At 59.4% G+C, this 23,080-nt stretch carries 25 protein-coding genes and 1 pseudogene; 14 read left to right on the forward strand and 12 right to left on the reverse strand.

The features are described from left to right. Nucleotides 1–339 precede the first annotated feature (339 nt). The 5 genes from OPU96_RS07090 to OPU96_RS07110 all read left to right on the forward strand — a co-directional run bounded on the left by OPU96_RS07090 (nucleotide 340) and on the right by OPU96_RS07110 (nucleotide 3,774). A complete protein-coding gene (locus OPU96_RS07090) occupies nucleotides 340–756 on the forward strand; it encodes a hypothetical protein (RefSeq protein ID WP_305391418.1) in 417 nt (138 codons plus the stop codon). A gap of 323 nt (nucleotides 757–1,079) precedes the next feature. Then, nucleotides 1,080–1,712: a glutathione S-transferase family protein gene (locus OPU96_RS07095; protein ID WP_498558910.1), complete on the forward strand. Its 633-nt coding sequence runs from the start codon at nucleotides 1,080–1,082 to the stop codon at nucleotides 1,710–1,712. Between the two features lie 109 nt (nucleotides 1,713–1,821). Next, complete coding sequence (locus tag OPU96_RS07100; RefSeq protein WP_498558911.1) at nucleotides 1,822–2,556, forward strand: NAD-dependent epimerase/dehydratase family protein; 735 nt, start codon at nucleotides 1,822–1,824, stop codon at nucleotides 2,554–2,556. 156 nt (nucleotides 2,557–2,712) lie between these two features. After that, nucleotides 2,713–3,126 carry a hypothetical protein gene (locus OPU96_RS07105; RefSeq protein ID WP_226456208.1) on the forward strand — a complete coding sequence of 138 codons (414 nt, stop codon included), beginning with the start codon at nucleotides 2,713–2,715 and terminating at the stop codon, nucleotides 3,124–3,126. Nucleotides 3,127–3,285: 159 nt separating this feature from the next. Then, on the forward strand, nucleotides 3,286–3,774 hold the full coding sequence (locus OPU96_RS07110) for a hypothetical protein (protein WP_226456209.1): 489 nt from the start codon (nucleotides 3,286–3,288) through the stop codon (nucleotides 3,772–3,774). 146 nt (nucleotides 3,775–3,920) lie between these two features. Here OPU96_RS07110 and OPU96_RS07115 read toward each other — a convergent pair whose 3' ends face one another. The 3 genes and pseudogenes from OPU96_RS07115 to OPU96_RS07125 form a co-directional block, all read right to left on the reverse strand. Then, the gene (locus OPU96_RS07115; RefSeq protein ID WP_442962217.1) at nucleotides 3,921–4,493 is read right to left on the reverse strand and encodes a methyl-accepting chemotaxis protein; all 573 of its coding nucleotides are present in this window, start codon (nucleotides 4,491–4,493) and stop codon (nucleotides 3,921–3,923) included. Continuing rightward, nucleotides 4,467–5,285: pseudogene (locus tag OPU96_RS07120) on the reverse strand (PAS domain-containing protein); the annotation flags it as partial. The pseudogene OPU96_RS07120 and the gene OPU96_RS07115, both read right to left, overlap by 27 nt. 123 nt (nucleotides 5,286–5,408) lie before the next feature. Next, the gene (locus tag OPU96_RS07125) at nucleotides 5,409–6,278 is read right to left on the reverse strand and encodes a LysR family transcriptional regulator (protein ID WP_498558912.1); all 870 of its coding nucleotides are present in this window, start codon (nucleotides 6,276–6,278) and stop codon (nucleotides 5,409–5,411) included. Between the two features lie 96 nt (nucleotides 6,279–6,374). Here OPU96_RS07125 and gstA point away from each other — a divergent pair, with 96 nt between their 5' ends. The 3 genes from gstA (at nucleotide 6,375) to OPU96_RS07140 (ending at nucleotide 8,569) form a co-directional block, all read left to right on the forward strand. Then, nucleotides 6,375–6,977, forward strand: coding sequence for a glutathione transferase GstA (gene gstA / locus OPU96_RS07130; RefSeq protein ID WP_498558913.1), 603 nt, complete (start codon nucleotides 6,375–6,377; stop codon nucleotides 6,975–6,977). A 275-nt stretch (nucleotides 6,978–7,252) separates the two neighbouring features. Continuing rightward, on the forward strand, nucleotides 7,253–7,690 hold the full coding sequence (locus OPU96_RS07135) for a GNAT family N-acetyltransferase (protein ID WP_192301034.1): 438 nt from the start codon (nucleotides 7,253–7,255) through the stop codon (nucleotides 7,688–7,690). 60 nt (nucleotides 7,691–7,750) lie between these two features. Continuing rightward, the gene (locus OPU96_RS07140) at nucleotides 7,751–8,569 is read left to right on the forward strand and encodes a class I SAM-dependent methyltransferase (RefSeq protein ID WP_226456212.1); all 819 of its coding nucleotides are present in this window, start codon (nucleotides 7,751–7,753) and stop codon (nucleotides 8,567–8,569) included. Nucleotides 8,570–8,706: 137 nt separating this feature from the next. Here the strand turns inward: OPU96_RS07140 and def are convergent, their stop codons facing one another. From def to OPU96_RS07155, 3 genes are all read right to left on the reverse strand, one after another. Continuing rightward, entirely contained in the window at nucleotides 8,707–9,246 is a 540-nt protein-coding gene (gene def, locus OPU96_RS07145; protein WP_226456213.1) for a peptide deformylase, read from the reverse strand. Between the two features lie 3 nt (nucleotides 9,247–9,249). Continuing rightward, complete coding sequence (locus OPU96_RS07150) at nucleotides 9,250–10,194, reverse strand: YihY/virulence factor BrkB family protein (RefSeq protein ID WP_305391423.1); 945 nt, start codon at nucleotides 10,192–10,194, stop codon at nucleotides 9,250–9,252. Between the two features lie 168 nt (nucleotides 10,195–10,362). Next, nucleotides 10,363–10,548, reverse strand: coding sequence for a CsbD family protein (locus tag OPU96_RS07155; RefSeq protein ID WP_192301030.1), 186 nt, complete (start codon nucleotides 10,546–10,548; stop codon nucleotides 10,363–10,365). 199 nt (nucleotides 10,549–10,747) lie between these two features. Between OPU96_RS07155 and OPU96_RS07160 the strand changes: the two genes are divergently transcribed. Further along, on the forward strand, nucleotides 10,748–11,125 hold the full coding sequence (locus OPU96_RS07160) for a hypothetical protein (RefSeq protein ID WP_226456215.1): 378 nt from the start codon (nucleotides 10,748–10,750) through the stop codon (nucleotides 11,123–11,125). A 103-nt stretch (nucleotides 11,126–11,228) separates the two neighbouring features. Here the strand turns inward: OPU96_RS07160 and fadD1 are convergent, their stop codons facing one another. After that, nucleotides 11,229–12,920 carry a long-chain-fatty-acid--CoA ligase FadD1 gene (fadD1, locus tag OPU96_RS07165; protein ID WP_226456216.1) on the reverse strand — a complete coding sequence of 564 codons (1,692 nt, stop codon included), beginning with the start codon at nucleotides 12,918–12,920 and terminating at the stop codon, nucleotides 11,229–11,231. Nucleotides 12,921–13,313: 393 nt separating this feature from the next. Then, the gene (gene fadD2, locus OPU96_RS07170; protein ID WP_192301028.1) at nucleotides 13,314–15,002 is read right to left on the reverse strand and encodes a long-chain-fatty-acid--CoA ligase FadD2; all 1,689 of its coding nucleotides are present in this window, start codon (nucleotides 15,000–15,002) and stop codon (nucleotides 13,314–13,316) included. A gap of 209 nt (nucleotides 15,003–15,211) precedes the next feature. Between fadD2 and OPU96_RS07175 the strand changes: the two genes are divergently transcribed. Together OPU96_RS07175 and OPU96_RS07180 are read left to right on the forward strand one after the other, a co-directional pair. Beyond that, nucleotides 15,212–16,156, forward strand: a complete 945-nt coding sequence (locus OPU96_RS07175) for an alpha/beta hydrolase (protein ID WP_305391424.1) — start codon at nucleotides 15,212–15,214, stop codon at nucleotides 16,154–16,156. Between the two features lie 57 nt (nucleotides 16,157–16,213). Beyond that, the gene (locus OPU96_RS07180; protein WP_010208208.1) at nucleotides 16,214–16,684 is read left to right on the forward strand and encodes a MaoC family dehydratase; all 471 of its coding nucleotides are present in this window, start codon (nucleotides 16,214–16,216) and stop codon (nucleotides 16,682–16,684) included. A 124-nt stretch (nucleotides 16,685–16,808) separates the two neighbouring features. Here OPU96_RS07180 and OPU96_RS07185 read toward each other — a convergent pair whose 3' ends face one another. Beyond that, nucleotides 16,809–17,276 carry a ferritin-like domain-containing protein gene (locus OPU96_RS07185; protein WP_192301026.1) on the reverse strand — a complete coding sequence of 156 codons (468 nt, stop codon included), beginning with the start codon at nucleotides 17,274–17,276 and terminating at the stop codon, nucleotides 16,809–16,811. A gap of 205 nt (nucleotides 17,277–17,481) precedes the next feature. On the opposite strand from OPU96_RS07185, the gene OPU96_RS07190 reads away from it, so the two are divergent. Together OPU96_RS07190 and OPU96_RS07195 are read left to right on the forward strand one after the other, a co-directional pair. Continuing rightward, on the forward strand, nucleotides 17,482–17,718 hold the full coding sequence (locus OPU96_RS07190) for a DUF3820 family protein (protein WP_135289383.1): 237 nt from the start codon (nucleotides 17,482–17,484) through the stop codon (nucleotides 17,716–17,718). Between the two features lie 14 nt (nucleotides 17,719–17,732). Beyond that, nucleotides 17,733–18,908 carry an aminotransferase class V-fold PLP-dependent enzyme gene (locus OPU96_RS07195; RefSeq protein ID WP_498558914.1) on the forward strand — a complete coding sequence of 392 codons (1,176 nt, stop codon included), beginning with the start codon at nucleotides 17,733–17,735 and terminating at the stop codon, nucleotides 18,906–18,908. Nucleotides 18,909–19,129: 221 nt separating this feature from the next. Here the strand turns inward: OPU96_RS07195 and OPU96_RS07200 are convergent, their stop codons facing one another. The 3 genes from OPU96_RS07200 to zwf are packed head-to-tail and all read right to left on the reverse strand — an operon-like array spanning nucleotide 19,130 to nucleotide 21,979. Then, nucleotides 19,130–19,795: a bifunctional 4-hydroxy-2-oxoglutarate aldolase/2-dehydro-3-deoxy-phosphogluconate aldolase gene (locus tag OPU96_RS07200; protein ID WP_192301024.1), complete on the reverse strand. Its 666-nt coding sequence runs from the start codon at nucleotides 19,793–19,795 to the stop codon at nucleotides 19,130–19,132. Nucleotides 19,796–19,812: 17 nt separating this feature from the next. Next, nucleotides 19,813–20,526 carry a 6-phosphogluconolactonase gene (pgl, locus tag OPU96_RS07205; RefSeq protein ID WP_192301023.1) on the reverse strand — a complete coding sequence of 238 codons (714 nt, stop codon included), beginning with the start codon at nucleotides 20,524–20,526 and terminating at the stop codon, nucleotides 19,813–19,815. Then, nucleotides 20,513–21,979 carry a glucose-6-phosphate dehydrogenase gene (gene zwf / locus OPU96_RS07210; protein WP_305391426.1) on the reverse strand — a complete coding sequence of 489 codons (1,467 nt, stop codon included), beginning with the start codon at nucleotides 21,977–21,979 and terminating at the stop codon, nucleotides 20,513–20,515. Before zwf ends, pgl begins: the two co-directional genes overlap by 14 nt. A 218-nt stretch (nucleotides 21,980–22,197) precedes the next feature. Here zwf and OPU96_RS07215 point away from each other — a divergent pair, with 218 nt between their 5' ends. After that, entirely contained in the window at nucleotides 22,198–23,058 is an 861-nt protein-coding gene (locus tag OPU96_RS07215) for a MurR/RpiR family transcriptional regulator (protein ID WP_177413991.1), read from the forward strand. The last annotated feature ends 22 nt before the right edge of the window (nucleotides 23,059–23,080 follow it).

Here is a 23,080-nt window from a genome sequence, read left to right on the forward strand (position 1 = left end):
TGCTGAGTATCCGTCACTGCACCAGATACTTGACCCACCGCTTAGTGCGCCGTCGGCTGCGCTGGCGCGGCTTGCATCAACCACTGGATTCATTTCTAAGCGCTAGAGTCTCATCACCTCCTGACTCACCCGAGCACTAAAAGCAGCCAATAGAAACTTGCAATAGTTAAATAAAAAAGCACCACCACCCACTCACATATAAAAACCTTAAACCATACGGTAAGAGACAGGTGGCTACCACTGTCAAGTATGACAGTAGACACACCACGCTCGCCGCCTATACTCGCACCATCTCCCAATAGAGATAAACCCCCATAAAAAGCATAAGAGAGATCCACCATGAACACCACACCAAACAAAAACCCTAAGTTCAGAGGTTACTTCAACGTAACTAAATCGCCCTTCGGCTCTTTTAGTGCTACAGAATATTATTTCATGGCCAGTGGGGTCATGATCGTGACGGGATCAACAACACTTCCATCTGGCGATAAGATCCTGATTGAACTCAACGTCGTACTCGCGCATGGTACGTCTAAGGGAGATTTCCAAGTGACCGATGGCGATGGCAGGCCGTGGGCCTTTGGCATTCGTATCGACAGTAATGGCGGTGGAGTTTTCTATAACGCCGACTCTGGCTCTTACGAAATGATTTACATCGAAAAGGCATCGCACCTAACGGGAAAACTCAACTTCATATCAAACAGCGCCGGGACTGATAATGAGTTTGAAGCCGAGTACAACATTACGCCCACTTAGAAACACAAGCATCTTTTCAACAATGCCTTTATCAGATGAGAGTAGCGACACTCAGTTTATCAAGCACGTCGCAACCTCGCTAAACTATATGACTATTGGCAATAAGACGTGGCCACCGACAGGACACGTCTTGCCGAAATCATCGCGCCACATCCCTCAATGCACTCCGAACTCATAGACGGCATGAGAACATCCATCCCGAGCGCATCCGTAAACAATAGTTAAAGGATCTGAGTTCCAGTGAGAAAGAAATAAACAACATGCACTCGCCGTCGCTGTTGTCCACTGCTAGATTGGCTGCTCTCCACCGCAAGGGAAGCACCATGGGACACTCACTGAAAATCTTGGGCCGCACCTCCTCCATCAACGTGCGCAAAGTGCTGTGGACCTGCCAGGAACTCGGCATCGACTACAAGCGCGAAGACTGGGGCATCGGCTACACCCCCACCCAATCCCCCGAGTTCCTCGCCCTGAACCCCAACGCCCAGGTGCCGGTGCTGATCGACGATCACGGTGTGCTGTGGGAATCCAACACCATCTGCCGTTACCTCGTGGGCCTCTACGAACGCCATGACCTGCTGCCCGCCGAACCCGCGCCACGGGCGCGCGTCGAGCAATGGATGGATTGGCAAGCCACCGAACTCAACCCGTCCTGGGGCTACGCGTTCCATGCACTGGTACGCCAGAACCCCGACTACCAGGACCCGCAGCGTATCCAGGCCGGCGTGCAAGCCTGGAACAGCAAGATGGGCCTGCTCGAACAACAGTTGCTCAAGACCGGCGCCTTTGTCGCTGGCAATGAATTTACCCTGGCCGATATCCTCGTGGGCCTCTCGGTACACCGCTGGCGCAACGCCCCGCTGGAGCATCCGCCCTACCCCGCTGTCGAGGCTTACTATCAGCGCCTCAGCCAGCGCCCCGGTTTCCAGACCTTCGCCCTCGACGGCCATGATTGAATAGAAGCAGCGTCAAGTTTTTAGCTACAAGCCGCAAGTAACAGCCTCTCAGCTTGAAGCTTGCAGCTCGAAGCCCGAAGCTCACAACTTCTATCTAACCGGAGGTCACATGAAAGGACTCAACGTACTGCTCACCGGCGCTTGCGGCAGAATCGGCAAGACGTTTTTCGACGCCTCGAAAGACCATTACCGCTTCACTCTCACCGACCGCATCGCCCCGGATTTTGCCCTCGGCGAACACCGTTTCGTACACGCCGACCTCAGTGACAGAACCGGCCTGGCGGCGCTGCTCGACGGCATCGACGTGATCGTGCACCTGTCGGGCATCCCCCACGCCAGCGCTTCGTTCGACGAATTGCTGCCGAACAATATCCTCGCCACCACCTACCTGTTTGAAGCCGCCGTGGCCGCCGGGGTCAAACGTCTGGTCTTCGCCAGCAGCGCGCAGACCATCGAAGGCTACCCGGTGGACCGCCAGATTATCCCCGGCATGCAGGTGATGCCGGCCAACTTGTATGGCGTGAGCAAATGCTACGGTGAGGCGCTGTGTGCCTACTACGCAGCGAAAACCCCGCTGTCGACGATTGCCCTGCGCATTGGCGCCTTCGAGTTTGTCGAAACCCACGACCTCAACAACGCCCGCGACCTCAGCGCCTGGCTCAGCCCGCGCGATGCGGTGCAGCTGCTGCAACGCTCGGTAGAAACCGAGGGTGTGAGGCACCTGATCGCCCATGGCATCTCCAACAACCGCTTCAAGCGCCTGGATTTGAGCGAAACCACGCGGGTGCTGGGTTATCAACCGGTGGACGATGCCTTCCAGACTTTTGAAATCCCCATCACTTAAAGCAATCAATGCCCATGGAAAGCACACCACTGCCATTCGTCAGCCAGGCGTCATAACTGTTAATTATGACAGTACCGCCCTAATTCCCCCGGGTATCTACTCTCGGAAGGCGAGCCCAGCTCGGGCCGCCCTCCGATGACGAAAGAGGAGCTGGACATGCCCAATACCAAGGGACTACCCGGAAAAACTCTGATTGCTACAAGTGCGCCTGATGGCCCTATTGACGCCGTCACCACCTCGTATCGCCAATGGGGCAACGGCGGCCGAAACATTACGCTGGACGGCTTGCAGCCTGAAACCAATGGCAGCTCGAGGGGCGTGCAAATTGATTTCCCCAGTTCCGCGAGCTTGGGTCAACACACCATTCCCCAAGGCTTTCCCGATACCTACTCGGTGAACTACTTCCGCCAAGTGGGCAGCGCCAGGCAGTCTTTTCCAGCGAAGAGTGGGACATTGACGCTGGAAAGCTTCAGCACAGCCAATGCTGAGGCTTCAGGCAAGTTCGATGTCGTCGTCACCGTAGAAAATACTGACTACACACTCGCGGGCCACTTCGATATCAAAGCCTAAACCCAGGCAATACTTTGCAGCACAAGCGGCAATGAACAGCCCTGCATGGGCCATTCATTGCCGCTCCCGCCGGCCAGAAGCCACGCGGCAAAGGGAATAAACCTCGGCACGCTATTTGCTCCACCTGTGGCACACGAACATTTCCCCAGGTGACCGATCATGCTGGTTAACAACAACACCCAAGCTGTGACGACCCTCCAGCAGCTCAAGCGCTCCGACATGGACCCCGCCAACGCCGCCGCCAGCGCGCTGTACAGCGGTGCGGTGCAAGCGGCGCAGCAGAGCATTACCGTGCCGGCCGCGCAGAAGGAACTGGACAAGGCCGCCGACCGTATCGACGAAGCCTTCGCCAAGACCCGCGTGCAGTTGCAGGCGGCAACCACGGATGTTCCAGCGGTCAATGCCACGTCGGCGGCACGTTCGGAATTCACCGACTACATGAGCAAGACTCCGGCCGAGCGTATCCGTGAACAATTGCTCAAGGAACAGGGTTTGACCGAAGCGGATGTGCAGAACATGACGCAGGAAAAGCAGGACGCGATTTCCAAGCAAGTGGCCGAGCGTTTGAAGCAGCAGCAAGAGCAGCAGGTTGCCGCCAAGGCCACTGACCCGGCTCAAAGCGTAAAAGAAACCCTCGCCGCAATCTAAAACGCAACCTGTAGTGAGCGGGCTTGCCCCGCGCCGGGCGGCGAAGCCGCCCCAAACAGATCGCCGCGGTGGATCAGGAAGACCGAGGTGCCTGGATTTGGGGCGGCTTCGCCGCCCAGCGCGGGCAAGCCCGCTCACTACGGGTGTTATTGCAGTTGCAGGGTCGAATTGAACTGACTGATCGCATCCACCACGTGCCGTGACCCTTCCTGGATTTCCAGGATCACCTGCCCTGCCTCATTCGCCAGTTCCACACCCAGCCCCGTGCGGCTCAGGCTCGATTGCATGCTCGACACCGCGCTCAGCGAAAGGTCGTGGTTCTTGCGTACAACGTCGACAATCTCCACCGTCGCCTGGCTGGTGCGCCCCGCGAGGCTGCGCACTTCATCGGCCACCACCGCAAAGCCGCGCCCATGCTCACCTGCCCGGGCGGCTTCAATGGCGGCATTGAGCGCGAGCATGTTGGTCTGCTCGGCAATGCTGCGGATGGTCTGCACGATGGCGCCGATGATGTCCGACTGCTTGCTCACCGCGTCGATACTCACGGCGGCCTGGTTCAAGTCCTGGGAAATTTCTTCGATGATCTGCACGGTTTGCTGCACCACCTCCGAACCTTTGCGCGCGCAGGCGTCGTTTTGTACCGATGTGGCGTGGGCCGAATCGGCAGCGTTGCGTAGGGTCGAGACCTGGTCGGTGATGTCGCTGGCGAACTTCACCACTTTGTACAGGCGCCCATTGGCGTCGAAGATCGGGTTGTAGGACGCTTCCAGAAACAGCGTCTTGCCGTATTTGTTTTTGCGCTCAAAGCGGTGAGAGTGATATTCGCCGCGGTTCAGCGACGCCCAGAACGCCTTATAGGCGGGCGATTCGACCTCGCTGCGGTGGCAGAACATGCTGTGATGCTGGCCGATGATTTCGTCCAGGGAGTACTGCACGGTGCGCAGGAAGTTGTCGTTGGCGTTGAGGATCTGCCCTTGCGGAGTAAACTCGATCACCGCCATGGAGCGGCCGATGGCATCGATCAGGCTCTGGTTTTCGTGTTCATGGTGGACCCGCGCGGAAATATCCGACGCCACCTTGATGACACTCTGTACCTGATTGTCACTGTCCAGCACCGGCATGTAGCTGGCTTCAAGCCAGACCTCCTCGCCGTGCTTGTTCAAGCGCATGAAGGTGCCACTGATGGCATCCCCCCTCGCCAGGTCGCGCCAGAGCTTGGCGTAGGGCTCGGTTTGGGTGTAGGCCTCGTCGCAAAAAATCCGGTGATGCTTGCCGCGAATTTCCTCGGCGCTGTAACCCATGGTTTTGCAGAAGTTGTCGTTGGCATCCAGGATCACCCCATTGCGATCGAACTCGATCATCGCCATCGAACGGCTGATGGCGGCGAGTTTGGCGTTGGCTTCGGTCAGGGCGCAGGAGAAACGTTCGATTTCGCGCAGATCGGCTTTGTGATGGCGGTTGAACATGGTCAGATCACCCTTGAGTCCCGGCGCCTGGAAGGCGCATTCCATTCATCAGTTGGATACTGCTGGCACGCTTTTCATGGGGAACAAACCATCCGAAACGTTTTATATGCCAAGTGTCATCATCGGTTTTGGATGAGCATAGACAGGGCTCGGCGCTACGCAAGGCCACTAGTCAGCCAGCGTTTTCAACAACGCGCGGGCGGCTGCGGAGGGCGGGCAGGTTTGCGAGGCGACCAAAGAGAACTCACGGTGCAGGGGCACGGCCAGTGGCATCACCCGCAGGCCCTGGCGCTGGACAGGCAGTGTCACTTCGGGCACCAGGGTCACGCCGATGCCATCACGCACCAGGCTGAAGGCGCTGCTCCATTCGCGCACTTGCACGCGAATATCAGCCAAAGTCAGCCCCGCCTCGGCGGCCAGGCTGCGGGCATTGGCAGTGCAGCCGCCAGTGGCCAGTACAAACGGCTGTTGCAACAACTCCTCCAGCGTCAGCGTGGCATCCGCCGGACGCTGGGCCAGCGCATGCGCCTGCGGCAACACCGCCAGCCAGTTGTCGCGCCCCAACACCGTGGCATTGCGCTCCGGCTTGGGGTTGAGCACCACGCCCAGATCGATCAGGCCGGCGTCGAGCAAGGTGTTCACTTCGTTGTCGGTGACTTCCAGGGTGGTGACGTAGATGCCTGGGTACAGTTGAGCGAAACGCTGCAACAGCGGCGTCAGAAACGTCGCCAGCACCATGGGGAAACTGGCGATGCGAAGACTTCCACGCAACATCGGCCTGGCTTCGTCGACGGTGCTGCGAATCGCCTGCAAGGCGCCGAGCATCACCCGCGCCTGCTCGATCACACTCAGGCCCAGGGCGGTGGGCAAGGTCTGGCGCGGCGCGCGGGTAAACAGTTGCGCCCCCAGGGTCGACTCCATGCCTGCCATGGCCTGGCTGGCGGCGGACTGGGTCATGCCCACGCGCTCGGCGGCGGCGGTGATGCTGCCGTGGTCGGCAACGGCCACCAGCAGGCGCCAGTGCATCAGGTTCATCATGGCAGTAGCTGTCCTTATGGCAGGGCTCTGAAGGTTTAATTTTACGCACGGTGTCATGCCCGCGAGACTGGCGCAAATCCAACGGAGTTGCCCTCGATGAAACTGTATTACTTCCCTCACGCCTGTTCCCTCGCCCCACACATCGTGCTGCGGGAGTTGGCGCTGCCATTTGAGTTGGTGAAGGTGGATAACCAGGCAAAAACCACGGCCAACGGTGAGGACTTCCTACAGATCAACCCCAAGGGCTACGTGGCGGCACTGCAACTGGACAACGGCCAGGTGTTGACCGAAGCCAGCGCGATCCTGCAATACCTGGCGGACCTGAAACCCGCCGCCGGACTGGCCCCGGCCAATGGCAGCTGGGAGCGGGTACGCTTGCAGGAATGGCTGAATTTTATTGCCACCGAGATCCATGGCGGGCTGGCGGTGTTCTTCAACGGCGCGATCCAAGGCGAAGTGCGGGCGATGTTCCAGGCCACACTGTTCAAGCGCTTTGCGATTCTGGTGCAGACGTTGGAGCGCCAGGACTATCTGCTGGGTTCGCAGTATTCGGTGGCGGATGCTTATCTGTTCGTGGTGCAGCGCTGGGCGGCGTTCCACGCTATTGATCTGCGCGAATGGCCGGCGCTGCAGGCGTTTGAACAAAGGGTCGGGCAGCGGCCGGCAGTGATTGCGGCACTGGCGGCAGAAGCTCAATGAGCTGAAATGGGATGAGCATGTGGGAGCCAGGCAGCTCCCACATCAGGCTTGAAACTCAATGGCCGAACAAACCACCCTCGGATTTCTTGGCTTTCTTGTCGGCGCGTTTTTCATCGGCGGTTTTTGCCGGTTTTTTCTTCGCGGCTTTCTTTGAATCCATACCTTTGGCCATGATGCGTACTCCACTGTCAGGGAACGTGACACTGGGTATACCACCTATTGCCCGACAGAAGGGGCTTATAATCGCGTCCCCTTCATCACGTCGTCTGAACACCATGCCCGAGTTGACCATCGATCTACTGGCAGAACCCCTGTGGCCGCTGCTGAACAAGTTCTATCGCAGCCACAATTGCTCGATGAAAGCGCTCAAGGGCGGGCGTTTGTGGGTCGCACGCGACGGCGAGATTGTCGCGGGCCTGTGCCTGACGCCGGTGGTGGGCGGGCAGTGGTTGACCGGGGTGTTTGTAGACCCGGCCTATCGCGGCCGGGGGTTGGCGGCAACCCTGATTCTGCAGGCGGTGGCCGCGTGCGAAGGCACCGTATGGCTGCTGTGCCATCCGGACCTGGAAGGGTTGTATCAACGCATGGGGTTCACTCAGGACACACTGCTACCGCAATCCCTCAGCGAACGTCTGGTGCGCTACAAACGCAACAAGCCGATGATCGCCATGGGCTTAGAACCGTTAGTGAGGTTGACCTCGGATAATGTGTGATCCGTGGGTACAGGGCCCATGCTAGCCTCGGCGACACAGTGGCCCCCTCACAGGATGATCATGAAAACGACGCTTGCAGCTTTCTGCCTCACCGCCCTCCTCGTCCCGCCCCTCAGCCAGGCCGCCGACGCGCCGATCAGCGCCAAGCAGTACCAAAGCGTACTCGCCGGCAGCTGGCGTGACCCGGCCAATAGCGCCCGCGACGGTTATCGCCATCCACAACAGACCCTGGAATTCTTTGGCCTGGGCGCCAAACAGAGCGTGATCGAAATCACCCCGGGCGGCGGTTGGTACAGCGAGCTGCTGGCGCCGCTGCTCAAGGACCACGGGCATTACATCGCTGCCGTACAGGCCGCGAGCAGCAGCGCCTACGCGCGTACGTCCGAAGAGAACCTGAAGAAGAAATTCGCCGCAGACCCGACGCGGTATGGCAAGGCCGAAGTCCTCGAGTTCGATCCCAAGGCGCCGGTGTTCGGCAAGCCGGGCTCGGCGGATGCGGTGCTGACCTTTCGCAATGTGCATAACTGGGTGTTGGCGGGCACCGCCGACGCGACCTTCAGCGCGTTTTACAAGGTGCTCAAGCCCGGTGGCGTACTGGGCGTGGAAGATCACCGGGCCAAGGACGGAGCAGACCTGGAAGCAATCAAGGACAGCGGCTACCTGACCACCGCCCAGGTGGTGAAACTGGCCACCGATGCCGGGTTCAAGCTGGCGGCGCAGAGTGAAGTGAACGCCAACCCCAAGGACACCAAGGATTATCCGGCGGGGGTGTGGACTTTGCCGCCGACGTTGAAGTTGGGCGAACAGGACAAGGCCAGGTATGTGGCAATTGGCGAGTCGGATCGGCTGACGTTGCGGTTCGTCAAACCAGCCAAATAAACCTATTTGAAGTGCATTCCAACTGTGGGAACGGGCTTGCTCGCGAATGCGGTGTACCAGTCACCTGATATGTCGGCTGAAACACCGCATTCGCGAGCAAGCCCGCTCCCACAGTTTTGCCTCATTGGGCTTGAAAGCTAATCGTCAGCCGTGGGGTCCATGTCGGGGAACATCACTTCGATAAATCCGAACTTGCTGAAATCGGTAATCCGCGACGGGTACAACCGGCCGATCAAGTGGTCGCATTCATGCTGCACCACCCGCGCATGGAACCCGTCGGCAACCCGTACGATCGGCTCGCCCTTGGGGTCGAAACCCTCGTAGCGAATCTGCTGGTAACGGTTCACCGCACCACGCAAGCCGGGCACGGACAGGCAGCCTTCATACCCCTCCTCCAACACCGGACTGAGCGGCGTGATCAACGGGTTGATCAGGATGGTCTGCGGCACCGGCGGCGCGTCCGGGTAGCGTTCGCTGGCCTCGAAACCAAAGATCACCAGTTGCAGGTCAACGCCGATCTGCGGGGCGGCCAGGCCGACACCACCGACGTGCTCCATGGTCTGGAACATGTCGTCGATCAATTGCCACAGCTCGGGGCTGTCGAACATCTCCGGCGGCACCGGTGGCGCGATACGCAGCAGGCGCTCGTCGCCCATTTTCAGGATTTCACGGATCATCGATCAGACTTCATCAGTAGTGGGCTTGGAATGGTCCCGGCCGAGGCCGGAGACATGCTGTTTTTCATGGGCTGGCTGGTCGAAATCCTTCGCGCCAGGCTCCTTGCCTTCAGCCGACATGTGTTCGATTACGGCATTCATCTCTGCCCCCAGCAGCAGCACGGCGGCGGAAATGTAGAAATACAGGAGCAGCACGATGATCGCACCGATGCTGCCGTACATGGCGTTGTAGTCGGCAAACGTCTTGACGTAGTAGCCAAAGCCCAGGGACGCGACAATCCACACTACCACCGCCAATACCGAGCCTGGGGTGATGAAGCGGAATTTCTGTTTTACGTCGGGCATCACGTAGTACATGAGGGCCACGGCGAACATCAGCAGGATCACGATCAGCGGCCAGCGCAGGATGGTCCACAGGGTGACCACGAACTCCTGCATGCCGATCTGGCCCGCCACCCATTCCATCACTTGTGGGCCGAGCACCATCAGCGCCGCAGCGGCCAGCAGCATGCCGGCAATGCCGACGGTGTAGAAAATCGACAGCGGAAAACGCTTCCAGATCGGCCGGCCTTCGACGACGTCGTAGGCGGCGTTCATTGCGCTCATCATCAGGCGCACACCCGCTGAAGCGGTCCACAGCGCAATCACGATACCCACCGACAGCAGCCCACCCTTGGATTGCTGCAGCTGGTCGATCACCGGGTTGACCTGCTCCAGGGCTTGGGGCGGCAATACCAGCTCCGACTGCAGGCGCAGCCAGGTGAAGAAATCGGGCAGGTGCAGGAAACCAATCAGGGCGATGAGGAACAGCAGGAAGGGAAACAGCGAAAACAGCATCTGGTAGGCCAGCGCCGAGGCGTAGGTGGACATTTCGTCATCGACGAACTCTTTGACGGTGCGCACCAACACTTTATGTAGCTTGAGGCCATCAAGGACCGGAAAAATCATAGCGTCTCCTTTCGCCGCAAAAGATGAGTTCAAGGGCGACTCAGGGGCCGTTTTCTACATCAAGGTAGCTTATTTGGCGACCTTGAAACAATTTCGAAACTTTAACCGCATCCGGTGACAAAAAAACGGCCATCCGTGGATGGCCGCTCCGACTGCTCAAGTGCTGCCTTATTTGACGGCTTTCTTGACCGCGTCCTTGGTGTCACCAATGGCCTTTTCAACCTGGCCTTTCTTTTCCTGCACCACGCCTTCAGCGCGCAGTTTGTCGTTTCCGGTGACTTTGCCGATGCCTTGCTTGATGTTGCCGACGGCTTCGTCTTTCAAACCTTTTGCCTTATCCGCTGTGCTGCCCATGGTATTTCTCCAGAAGAACAATCAAGGGTTTTGGTCATTACGTAGAAATTGACCCGGGGCTGTCCGGCAGAGTTTCAATTATTTTCCACGGACATTTCATCGCCGGGCGCAGGTTTGGCTTTATGTTTTGTGGCCAACCCACGAGAATGCCCGGCACATTCAGGCTATAACGCTGAATAACAGATCCCGTAGGAAGGTTATGAAACTCAATAAAGCACAGGCCATCGCCCGCAGAAACACCGAACTGGGCGGTGCCGTACTCGGCGTCAACAACTGCCACTTCACCGACCTGGACCGCAAACGCAACATCTGGTGGTTCGATCTGCCGGTGGGCCGTATTGCGGTGGGCCAGTACGAGTGGATTCACCTGTTGATGCACAACGCCGAGACCGACCAGTTGCTGCACCTGAAGGTGCCGACGGCGTTTTTGCGCGAACACATCGAAGGCCTGGTGGTGCGCAATGCGGGCAAGCGCAAGCCGGAGATCACCCTGGAGCTGAGCGCAGACAAGGATTCCTTCCTGAAGGATGTGCGGCCAGCCGGTGCGGGTATCAGCTTCGCCCAGTTCGCCCTGTAAGAACCCGGTTCAAAAACTGTGGGAGCTCCCGCATTGGATTGGATTCCAATCCTGGAAATCAGCAGGCGTAAAAAACCCCGCATTCGCGGGGTTTTTTATGGGGTTACTTCTTGAGGCCGAGCTTCTTCAGCTCTTCATCACGCAACTCACGCCGCAGGATCTTGCCCACGTTGGTAGTCGGCAAGGCATCGCGGAATTCCACGAGCTTGGGCACCTTGTAGGCGGTGACGTTGGCGCGCATATGCTCCATCACCTGATCCTTGGTCAACGTGGCACCCGGTTTGACCACGATAAAGAGCTTGATGATCTCACCGGACTTCTCGTCCGGCACACCGATGGCCGCGCATTGCAGTACGCCCGGCAGGCCGGCCAGTACGTCTTCGAGCTCATTGGGGTACACGTTGAAGCCCGAGACCAGGATCATGTCCTTCTTGCGGTCGACAATGCGCATGTAGCCATCCGGCTGGATGATCGCGATGTCGCCGGTCTTCAACCAGCCTTCGCTGTCGAGCATCTCGTCGGTGGCGTCCTGACGCTGCCAGTAGCCCTTCATCACCTGTGGGCCCTTCACGCACAGCTCGCCGGTTTCGCCCAGCGGCAACTCGGTGCCATCATCGGCGATGACCTTGCACACGGTGGACGGCACGGGAATGCCGATGGTGCCGATCTGGATATGCTGGATCGGGTTCACGGTCGCCACGGGGCTGGTTTCGGTCATGCCGTAGCCTTCGCAGATGCCACAACCGGTCACGTCCTTCCAACGCTCGGCGGCGGCCAGTTGCAGGGCCATGCCGCCCGACAGGGTGACCTTCAGCGCAGAGAAGTCCAGCTTGCGGAACGCCTCGTTGTTGCACAGCGCCACGAACAGCGTGTTCAGGCCGACAAAACCGCTGAACTTCCACTTGGACAATTCCTTGACCATCGCCGGCAGGTCGCGCGGGTTGCTGATCAGGATGTTGTGGTTGCCGATCAGCATCATCGCCATGCAATGAAAGGTGAACGCATAGATGTGGTACAGCGGCAGCGGCGTGATCAGGATCTCGCAGCCCTCATTGAGGTTCGAGCCCATCAGCGCCTTGCATTGCAGCATGTTGGCGACAAGGTTGCGGTGGGTGAGCATCGCACCCTTGGCCACGCCGGTGGTGCCGCCGGTGTATTGCAGCACGGCCACATCACTGCTGGCGGGGTTGGCGTCGCTGACCGGCTGGCCCTGCCCCTTGGCCAGCACGTCGTTGAACTTGATCGCCTTGGGCAAGTGATAAGCCGGGACCATTTTTTTCACGTACTTGATGACGCTGTTGATCAGCAGACGCTTGAGCGGCGGCAACAGGTCGGCGACTTCGGTGACGATCACATGCTTGACGGCGGTCTTGGGCACGACCTTTTCCGCCAGGTGCGCCATGTTGGCCAGGCAGACCAGGGCCTTGGCACCGGAGTCGTTGAATTGGTGTTCCATTTCCCGCGCGGTGTACAGCGGGTTGGTGTTGACCACGATCAAGCCGGCCCGGATGGCACCGAACACGGCGACCGGGTACTGCAGGACGTTGGGCAGTTGCACGGCGATGCGGTCGCCGGGCTTCAAGTCGGTGTGCTGTTGCAGGTACGCGGCGAAAGCACCGGACAATTCGTACAACTCACCGTAGGTGATTGTCTTGCCCAGGTTGCTGAAAGCCGGTTTGTTGGCGAAGCGCTGGCAGGACTGCTTCAGTACCGCCTGAATATTCGGATACTCGTCTGGATTGATTTCTGCAGCAATCCCGGCGGGGTACTTATCCTTCCAAAAGTCTTCGTTCATGGAAGCCCACTCCTCAGCGACGCGAATTCATCATCGCATTTGATGCGATTATTATTGGTGTATGTTTTTTTAAGGTGAATCTGGCGCTTTCAAGCAGGCCGAGACGTCACAAAGCGCGCCGAGAGTAGCAGCTTTGCCAAGGGCCGACTAGAGCCAAACGCGGGCCCTACAGTCATATTCGCGACTGTCCTACAATATTTGGTCACACTATAAACAGCACTTAATTTGCCCCGGGAAAGGCTCTGGAATAAGGCTTTGAGGACACCGAACAGCAAATGTGAGAGCGGGCTTGCCCGCGAATGGGGTGTACCAGTCACACAGATATGTCGACTGATGCACCGCATTCGCGGGCAAGCCCGCTCCCACATTTTTTGATTGCATTTCAACTCAGGGTCAGGCGATGTCGCGCAGTTCCCGCCGCAAGATTTTCCCTACAGGCGTCATCGGCAACGACTCACGCAACACAATATGCTTGGGCACCTTGTAGCCGGTGAAGTTGGTCTTGCAGTACGTCTTCAATTCCTCAAGGCTCACACCCTGGGCGCGGGCGACCACGAACAGCTTCACCGCCTCCCCCGTGCGCTCGTCCGGCACGCCGATCACCGCGCAGTTGGCCACCGCAGGGTGGGCCATCACCACATCTTCGATCTCGTTGGGGTACACATTGAAGCCCGAGACAATGATCAGGTCTTTCTTGCGATCGACGATGCTGACAAAGCCATCGGTGTCGATCACCGCAATGTCGCCGGTCTTGAGCCAGCCTTCGGCGTCGAGCGTCTCGGCGGTGGCCACCGGCTGCTGCCAGTAGCCCTTCATGACCTGCGGGCCCTTGATGCACAACTCGCCGCGCTCGCCCAAGGGCAATTCGCGGCCTTCGTCATCAATGACTTTCATCGCCGTGCCCGGCACCGGAATGCCCACGGTGCCCAACCGCGATTGGCTGCCGTAGGGGTTGGTGCTGGCGACCGGCGACGTTTCCGTCAGCCCGTAGCCCTCGCCGATAGTGCAGCCGGTCAGCGCTTTCCAGCGCTCCGCAGTGGCCTTGACCAGCGCGGTGCCACCGGAGTTGGTGATCTTGAGGTGGGAGAAATCCAGGGTCTTGAAGTCCGGATGATCCATCAATGCCACAAACAGCGTGTTCAACCCCAGCAGGCAGGAGAAGCGCCACTTCTTCAACTCCTTGATAAAGCCGCCGATGTCGCGCGGGTTGGTGATCAGCACGTTGTGGTTGCCGGTCACCATCATGCACATGCAGTTCGCCGTGAATGCATAGATATGGTACAGCGGCAGCGGCGCGATCATCACTTCCTGCCCCTCGCGCACCAGCGGTTGACCGTCGTCGTTGACCTGGGACATGCACGCCCGCGCCTGCTGCATGTTCGCCACGAGGTTGCCGTGGGTGAGCATCGCGCCCTTGGCCAGGCCGGTGGTGCCGCCGGTGTATTGCAGCACTGCGATATCGTCCAGGGTCACGGGATGGCGGATCACGCCCAGGCCTGCGCCCATGCGCAACGCACGCTTGAAGGAAACGGCGCGCGGCAGGCTATAGGCCGGGACCATTTTCTTGACCTTGTCGACCACGGTGTTGACCAGCCAGCCTTTGGCGGCGGGCATGAAATCGCCCATCTTGGCTTCGATCAGGTAGTCGATCTCAGTATCGGCGCACACTTCCTGCACCCGCGAACCGAACAGGTTGAGGTAGACCAGCGCACGCACGCCGGCGTCCTTGAACTGGTGGCGCATCTCGCGCGGGGTGTACAGCGGGTTGGTGTTGACCACGATCAGCCCGGCGCGCAGGGCGCCGAACACGGCAATCGGGTAATGCAGCACGTTGGGCATCTGCACCGCAATGCGCTCGCCGGGCTTGAGGTCGGTGTGCTGTTGCAGGTAGCCGGCGAACGCCGCACTTTGGCGCTCCAGCTCGGCGTAGGTCAGAGTGATACCCATGTTGCTGAACGCCGGACGGTCGGCAAAGGTCTTGCAGGAACGCTCGAAGACTTCGATCACCGACTTGTAAGAGGTGAGGTCGATGGCATTGGGAACGCCCGCGGCGCGTTTGTCATTCCAGAAATCAGGTTGCATTATTCTTGTCCTCTTACCTGAGTGTGTCCGGCCGCTTTTGCACTGCATACAAAGCGGAGCTTTGGGGACGTTAGCAGCTATGGCCAAACAGGCAAATACAGGAAAGAGCGTCATTAATTGCGTGAATCTTCCTACAAGGCCCTGCACTGATCAGACGCTTACCGTGGGATGAGCTATACACTGCAACGACCCCGAGCAAAGGAACCGCCATGAACCACAGCACCTTCTGGCTGACCGCGAATGACCACAGCCGCCTGTATGTCAATCAATGGCTGCCGGACGGCCCCGCCAAGGCGATGATCATGCTGTCCCACGGCATGGCCGAGCACAGCGGGCGCTATGCGCGCCTGGCGCAGGCACTGTGTGCGGCGGGCTACGGCCTGTACGCACCGGACCAGCGTGGCCACGGCCGCACCGCCGACGAAGGCACCCTGGGCCTGTACGCCGAGCACGACGGCTGGAACAAAGTGGTGGGCGACCTCGCCAGCCTCAACCAGCATATCGGCCAGCAGCATCCGGGGGTGCCGATCATTCTGCTGGGCCACAGCATGGGCAGCTACATCGCCCAGGCCTATCTGCTGCATCACAGCGCCAGCCTGAGCGGCGCGGCTCTGAGCGGCTCGAATTTCCAACCCGTGGCGCTGTACCGCGCCGCCCGGGTGATCGCGCGCATCGAGCGGGCCCGTCAGGGCCTGCGCGGGCGCAGTGCGTTGATCGACTTCCTGTCGTTCGGCTCATTCAACAAAGCGTTCAAACCCAACCGTACGGCCTTCGACTGGCTCAGCCGCGACCCGGCGGAAGTCGACAAGTACATCAACGACCCGCTCTGCGGTTTCCGCTGCACCAACCAGCTGTGGGTCGACCTGCTCGGCGGCTTGCAGCAAATCAGCAAAGCGTCCAATCTCGCGCAGATCGATCCGGGCCTGCCGATCCTGGTGACCGGCGGCGAATGTGATCCGGTGAGTGAGGGCAAGCGTCTCACCCATCTGGCCAACGCCCTGCGTGAAGCCGGCTGCCGCCACGTGCAGCTGACGATCTACCCGCAGGCGCGCCATGAAGTGTTCAACGAAACCAACCGTGACCAAGTCACCGCCGACCTGCTGACGTGGCTCGACCAGGCCCTGACCCTGCACAGGCCGGCCCGCTGCGAATAATGTTTGCTTTAGAATCAGCCGATTAAATTACCGATTAGCCACAGGATGCACCTTTAGATGACCCAGGTAACCAACACCCCGTACGAAGCCCTTGAAGTCGGCCAGACCGCCAGCTACAGCAAATTGGTGGAAGAGCGCGACATCCAGCTGTTCGCCGCGATGTCCGGTGACCACAACCCGGTGCACCTGGACGCCGAATACGCCAAGGCGACCATGTTCAAGGAGCGTATCGCCCACGGCATGTTCAGCGGTGCCCTGATCAGCGCGGCGGTAGCCTGCGAATTGCCTGGGCCGGGCACTATCTATATCGGCCAGCAGATGAGCTTTCAGAAGCCGGTGAAGATCGGCGACACCCTGACCGTGCGCCTGGAAATTCTCGAAAAACTGCCGAAATTCCGCGTACGCATCGCCACGCGGGTGTTCAACCAGCGCGATGAGTTGGTGGTGGATGGTGAAGCGGAGATTCTGGCGCCGCGCAAGCAGCAGGTGGTGACGCTGACCGAATTGCCGCCGATCAGCATTGGCTGAAATCTACACAATACAAATGTGGGAGCGGGCTTGCCCGCGAAAGCGGTGGATCAGTCACCAACACTGTGACTGAAAGACCGCATTCGCGAGCAAGCCCGCTCCCACATTCGTTACAGCGTAAGGCTTACGACTGGGCGCGAGCCTGGTTACGCAGCGCCTTCACCTGGTCGTGGTTACGTTGCACGCCGTGGTACTGACGCTCAACCAGGTCACGAATGCCCAACAGGTTGTGCTTGTTGATCTTCTCGATCGCTTCTTTGTAAGCCTTCAGTGCGTGGTCTTCACCGCGCTCGGCTTCGTTCAGTACCGCCTCTTCATCCTTGCCGGTGAGCATCGACTTCACGTCGACCCAGCCACGGTGCAGTGCGCCGGCAACGCTGCCGGAATCTTCCGGATCGCCACCCAAGGCACGCACGGCAGTCTTCAGCTCGGCAGCAGCGGTGGCGCAGTCGGCGGAACGCTTGGCGAACAGCGCTTTGAGCTCTGGGTGCTTGATGTCTTCAGCGCACTCTTTGAAACCCTTTTGACCGTCGATGCTGGTTTCAATCAGGTCGTTCAGTACGGAGATCGATTCTTTAGTGATGTCAGTCATTTTTCAATTCCTTGTACGGGTTAAGAGGTTGTCTTAATGATTGCAGCGCCCGTGCCAGTTTTTTCAATAACAACTTTTCTTTTATTTTCAATAACTTAAAAATATTTGAACCATCTGTATGTACGTTATTTGCATGATCTGTCAATTGGCCTTCATGCAGAATGCCTGTATTTTCAGGGCTCTCGACTCATTCGTCTGAAGCCCCATGAACCCCGAAAAACTCGAACTGCTGATCACCCGCCAAATGCCCTTCGGCAAGTACAAGGGCCGGATCATCGCCGACCTGCCCGGCCCCTACCTGAACTGGTTTGCCCGAGAAGGTTTCCCCCACGGCGAACTGGGCGGGCTGCTGGCATTGATGCAGGAAATCGACAGCAACGGCCTGGCCGAATTGCTCGAACCGTTGCGCGTAAAACACGGCAAGCCCGCCCCCCGCCATTAAGAAAGAACCCCGCCATGCCAAGGAATGCCGATAACGAGCAACACTGGACCGCCATCGCCAGGCGCTATGAGCTGGAGCCTGGCCCGATCAATCTGGAAAACGGCTATTTCGGACGCATGAGCCGCGTCGTGCGCGCGCAGTATCTGGAACACGTGGCGTTTATCAACCGCAGCAATTCCCTGCATGTGCGCCAGCGTTTCGAGCAGGGCGAAAACGTCGAGATCCGCCGCCAACTGGCTGGGCTGATCAACGTCGACCCCGAGTCGGTCGCCTTCACCCGCAACGCCACCGAGGCCTTGCAGTCGCTGATCCGTAACTACAACCGCCTGGCGCCGGGGGATCAGGTGTTGATCAGTGACCTGGAGTACGACACGGTCAAAGGCGCCATGCGCTGGTTGGCCGGGGTTCGCGGCGTGGAGGTGATCGAACTGTCCCACGCGCACCCGGCGAGTTTCGACAGCCTGCTGCGCACATACCGCGATGCGTTCGCGCAATACCCACGTTTAAAGCTGATGGCGCTGACCCACGTCACCCATCGCACTGGCCTGGTGATGCCGGTCGAGGCGATCGCCAAGGCGGCGCGTGAATATGATGTGGATGTGATCCTCGACGGCGCTCACGCCCTGGGCCAGATCGACTTCAACCTCGCCGAACTGGGCATTCAGTTCGCCGGTTTCAATCTGCACAAATGGATCGGCGCGCCGCTGACCCTGGGTTTTCTGTACATCGCGCCCGAGCGCCTGGCCGACATCGACCCGGACATGGGCGAGTTTCACTACCCGCCCAGCGACGTGCGCGCACGCACGTCCTACAGCACACCGAATTTTCCGGCGCTGATGACCTTGCCCTTGGTGTTTGAGGAGCATCGAAGCCTGGGAGGCTCGGCGGCCAAGGGCGCGCGGGTGAATTACCTGCGTGACCTGTGGGTGAGCAAGGTGCGGCCGTTGGCGGGGGTTGAGGTGCTGACGTCGGATGATCCGCGCCTGTATTGCGGGATTACGGCGTTCAAGTTTGTCGGAAGGGACCAGCAGGTGATGGCAGATCGTTTACTCAAGGACTACAACCTGTTTACCACCACACGGGTGGGCGCGGCGTTTGGGACCTGCATTCGGGTGACGCCGGGGTTGGTCACGTCGGCCGCGGACATCAATGCCTTGGTCACCGCCATCGCCGAACTCAACGCCGATTAAAACTGTGGGAGCGGGCTTGCTCGCGAATGCGGTGTGTCAGCAATACATCTGCAAGCTGAACCACCGCATTCGCGAGCAAGCCCGCTCCCACACAAACCCATTCCAACTCAAGGAGTTACGCCGACCTGAGAGGTTTTCTGCAGGCAAAAAAAAGCGGTACACCGACCAAGTGCACCGCAAAAATGCCGTCAAGCACAGCAACAACGATTCGATGAATCAGATCAATCCAGCAGCGCCAGCGCCTCGGCGGTGACTTCCTGAATGCGGGCCCAGTCGCCGTTCTTGATCCACTCAGGATCAAGCATCCAGCTACCGCCCACGCACATCACGTTTTTCAACGCCATGTAGCTTTTGATGTTGGCCGGACCAACGCCGCCGGTCGGGCAGAATTTCACTTCGCCAAACGGGCCGCCCAGGGCCTTGATTGCCGCGACGCCGCCGCTGACTTCAGCCGGGAACAGCTTGAAGCGGCGATAACCCAGCGCATAGCCTTCCATGATCCCGGAGGCGTTGCTGATGCCCGGCAGCAGCGGGATTGCGCTGTGTACCGAGGCTTCCAGCAGGTCGCGGGTGATGCCTGGGGTGACGATAAATTGCGAGCCGGCGACTTCGGCCGCTTCGAGCATATGGCGATCCAGCACGGTGCCAGCACCGGTGCACAGTTCCGGGCGTTGCTCGCGCAGCACCTGAATGGCCTTGAGGCCGAACTGCGAACGCAGGGTCACTTCCAGCGCGGTCAAACCACCGGCGGCCAGGGCATCGGCCAGCGGCAGGATGTCCTGTTCGCGGGCGATGGTGATCACCGGCAGGATCCGCGCCTTGGCGCAGAGGCTGTCGATCAGGGCAACTTTATCCGCCATGGACACGGTCGGTTGAGGGCTTTTCATAGCGGCTGATCCTTGGCTCATGGGCACCAGTAAATCTCTAATGTGGGTTGCAAAAACGCGCGAATCGGCATGGCAGCGATGTCGTCACCGGCCAGTGCAGCGCTCAAGGTCGTCAATTTCGAACTGCCGGAAATCGACAGTACGGTGTAGTTCGCCGAAGCCAGCAGCGCGCGACTCATGGTCAGGCGCTGGTGGGGTACGGTCGGCGCCAGCATCGGCCAGCAACGGCGCGTGCCGTCCGGCTGCAAGGCTTCGCTCAGGTTCGGGCTGTTGGGAAACAGCGACGCGGTGTGACCGTCATCGCCCATGCCCAGCACCAACACGTCAATCGCCGGCAATTCCGCCAGCAGGCGATCGGCCTGCTCGGCAGCGTCTTCAAGATTGGCCGCGGCGCTGTACAGGCTCAGGAATTTGGCCTTGGCCGCCGGGCCTTGCAGCAAGTATTGCTTGAGCAGACCGGCGTTGCTGTCGGCGTGTTCCACCGGCACCCAGCGTTCGTCGGCCAGGGTGATCGTCACCTTGGACCAGTCCAGGCCTTGCTTGGCCAGGTTCTGGAAAAACGCCACGGGGCTACGGCCACCGGACACCACCAACGTGGCTTCGCCACGGGCGCTGATGGCCGCACGCAATTGCTCGGCAACATCATTGGCCAGGCCTTGCGCCAGCAGCACCGGCGTGCGGTACTCGTGCGGCGTGACGCCCTGGGGCAGTTTCAAATCAGATATCGCCATACCACGACCTCCCATCCCGCGTGATCAGTGCAATGGAGCTCATCGGCCCCCAGGAACCCGCCGCGTACGGCTTGGGCGCATCACCGGATTTTTTCCACCCGGCGATCAACTGGTCACACCACTTCCACGCGGCTTCGATTTCATCTTTACGCACAAACAGGTTCTGATTGCCGCGCATCACTTCGAGCAACAACCGCTCGTAGGCATCGGGAATCCGTGCGCTGCGATAGGTGTCGGAAAAATTCAGTTGCAGCGGCCCGCTGCGCAGTTGCATGCCCTTGTCCAGGCCCTGCTCCTTGGTCATCACACGCAAGGAAATACCTTCGTCCGGTTGCAGGCGGATGATCAGCTTGTTGCTGATCTGCAAGCGCTGCTCGGGGGCGAAGATGTAGTGGGACGGTTCCTTGAAGTGGATAACGATCTGCGACAGCTTTTGCGGCATGCGCTTGCCGGTGCGCAAGTAGAACGGCACCCCGGCCCAACGCCAGTTGCGGATGTCGGCACGCAGGGCGACGAAGGTCTCGGTGTCGCTCTGGGTGTTGGAATTCTCTTCTTCGAGGTAACCCGGCACCGGCTTGCCAGCGCTGTAGCCGGCGATGTACTGGCCGCGCACAACCTGGGTGGTCAGGCCTTCCGGGCTGATCGGCGCCAGGGCCTTGAGCACCTTGACCTTCTCGTCACGGATACTGTCGGCGGACAGGTCAGCCGGCGGGTCCATGGCGATCAGGCAAAGCAGTTGCAGCAAGTGGTTCTGGATCATGTCGCGCAGCTGGCCGGCCTTGTCGAAGTAGCCCCAACGGCCTTCGATGCCAACCTGCTCGGCGACAGTGATTTCCACGTGGGAAATGTAGTTCTGGTTCCACTGGGTTTCGAACAGGCTGTTGGCGAAACGCAGGGCGATCAGGTTCTGGACGGTTTCTTTGCCCAGGTAGTGGTCGATGCGGTAGGTGCGGTTTTCCGGGAAGAACTGCGCCACGGCATCGTTGACCTTGCGCGAGGATTCCAGGTCCGAGCCGATGGGTTTTTCCAGAACCACGCGGGTGTTTTCCGCCAGGCCGGCCTTGGCCAGGTTTTCGCAGATCGCGCCGTACACCGCCGCCGGGGTGGCGAAGTAGGCGATCAAGCGTTGCTCGCTGCCGACTTTTTCCGCCAGGGCGGTGTAGTCGTCAGCGTTTTTGAAGTCAACGTGAACGTAGGTCAGGCGCGCCAGGAAACGCTGGGCGATGCTTTCGTCCAGTTCTTTGCCGACGTAGCTGCGCAGTTCTTTTTCGATATGGGCCAGGTGCTGTTGCTCGGTCCCGGCTTCACGGGCCAGGGCCAGGATGCGGGTGTCGTCGTGCAAGAGCCCGGCGCCATCGAGTTGATAGAGGGCAGGAAATAACTTGCGCAGCGCCAGATCACCCAAGGCGCCAAACAGGGCAAAGGTGCAGGGTTCTACGGTTATCGAAGGCATGATGTTTGTTCTTTTATCAAGTTAAGCTACAAATACCTTTTTTCAAGGCATCACTCAAGGAAAAATGTAGTAATAACCACAACATTTTCCCGAAATACGCATTGCGAGTGGTGGTGTTCAGCTACCCTCAGTAGGATAGGCCACCGCAAAAGACCACTGGTCGATTGGTTGCCACCCTTATTTGCATCGTCGCCCGAAGGAAAGACTGAATGGACCGCGTGCGAAATCTTCTGGAACAGATCCAGAACCGCCTCGAAGAATTGAACAAGGCCGAGAAAAAAGTCGCCGAGGTCATCCTGCTCAACCCGCAGCAGGCGACCCGCTTCTCTATCGCCGCCCTCGCCCAAGCCGCCTCGGTCAGTGAACCGACGGTCAACCGTTTCTGCCGTTCGTTCGGCGTCAGCGGCTACCCTGAACTGAAACTGCAACTGGCGCAAAGCCTGGCCAGCGGTGCTGCGTATGTCAGCCGCGCCGTGGAGGCCGATGATAACCCCGAGGCCTACACCCAGAAGATCTTTGGCAGCGCCATCGCATCCCTGGACAGCGCCTGCCAGGCCCTGGACCCGAACTTGATCAGCAAGGCCGTGGACCTGCTGATCCAGGCGCGGCAGATCCACTTCTTCGGCCTCGGCGCTTCGGCACCTGTGGCGATGGACGCGCTGCACAAGTTCTTCCGCTTCAACCTGTCGGTCACCGCCCACGCGGACGTGCTGATGCAGCGCATGATCGCGTCGGTGGCGCATACGGGCGAGCTGTTCGTGATCATTTCCTACACCGGGCGTACCCGTGAGCTGGTGGAAGTGGCACGTATCGCCCGCAGCAACGGCGCCTCGGTGCTGGGCGTGACCGCCGAGAACTCACCATTGGCCAAGGCCAGTACGGTGAGCCTGAATATTCCACTGCCGGAAGATACGGACATCTATATGCCGATGACCTCGCGGATCATTCAGTTGACCGTGCTGGATGTGCTGGCGACAGGCATGACGCTGCGCCGTGGGGTGGATTTCCAGCCCCATCTGCGCAAGATCAAAGAGAGCTTGAATGACAGCCGGTATCCGGTTGGCGATGAGTTCAACTAAGGCTGGAATCTCTACCAGCTGT

Source organism: Pseudomonas sp. RP-B7 (assembly GCF_059803535.1).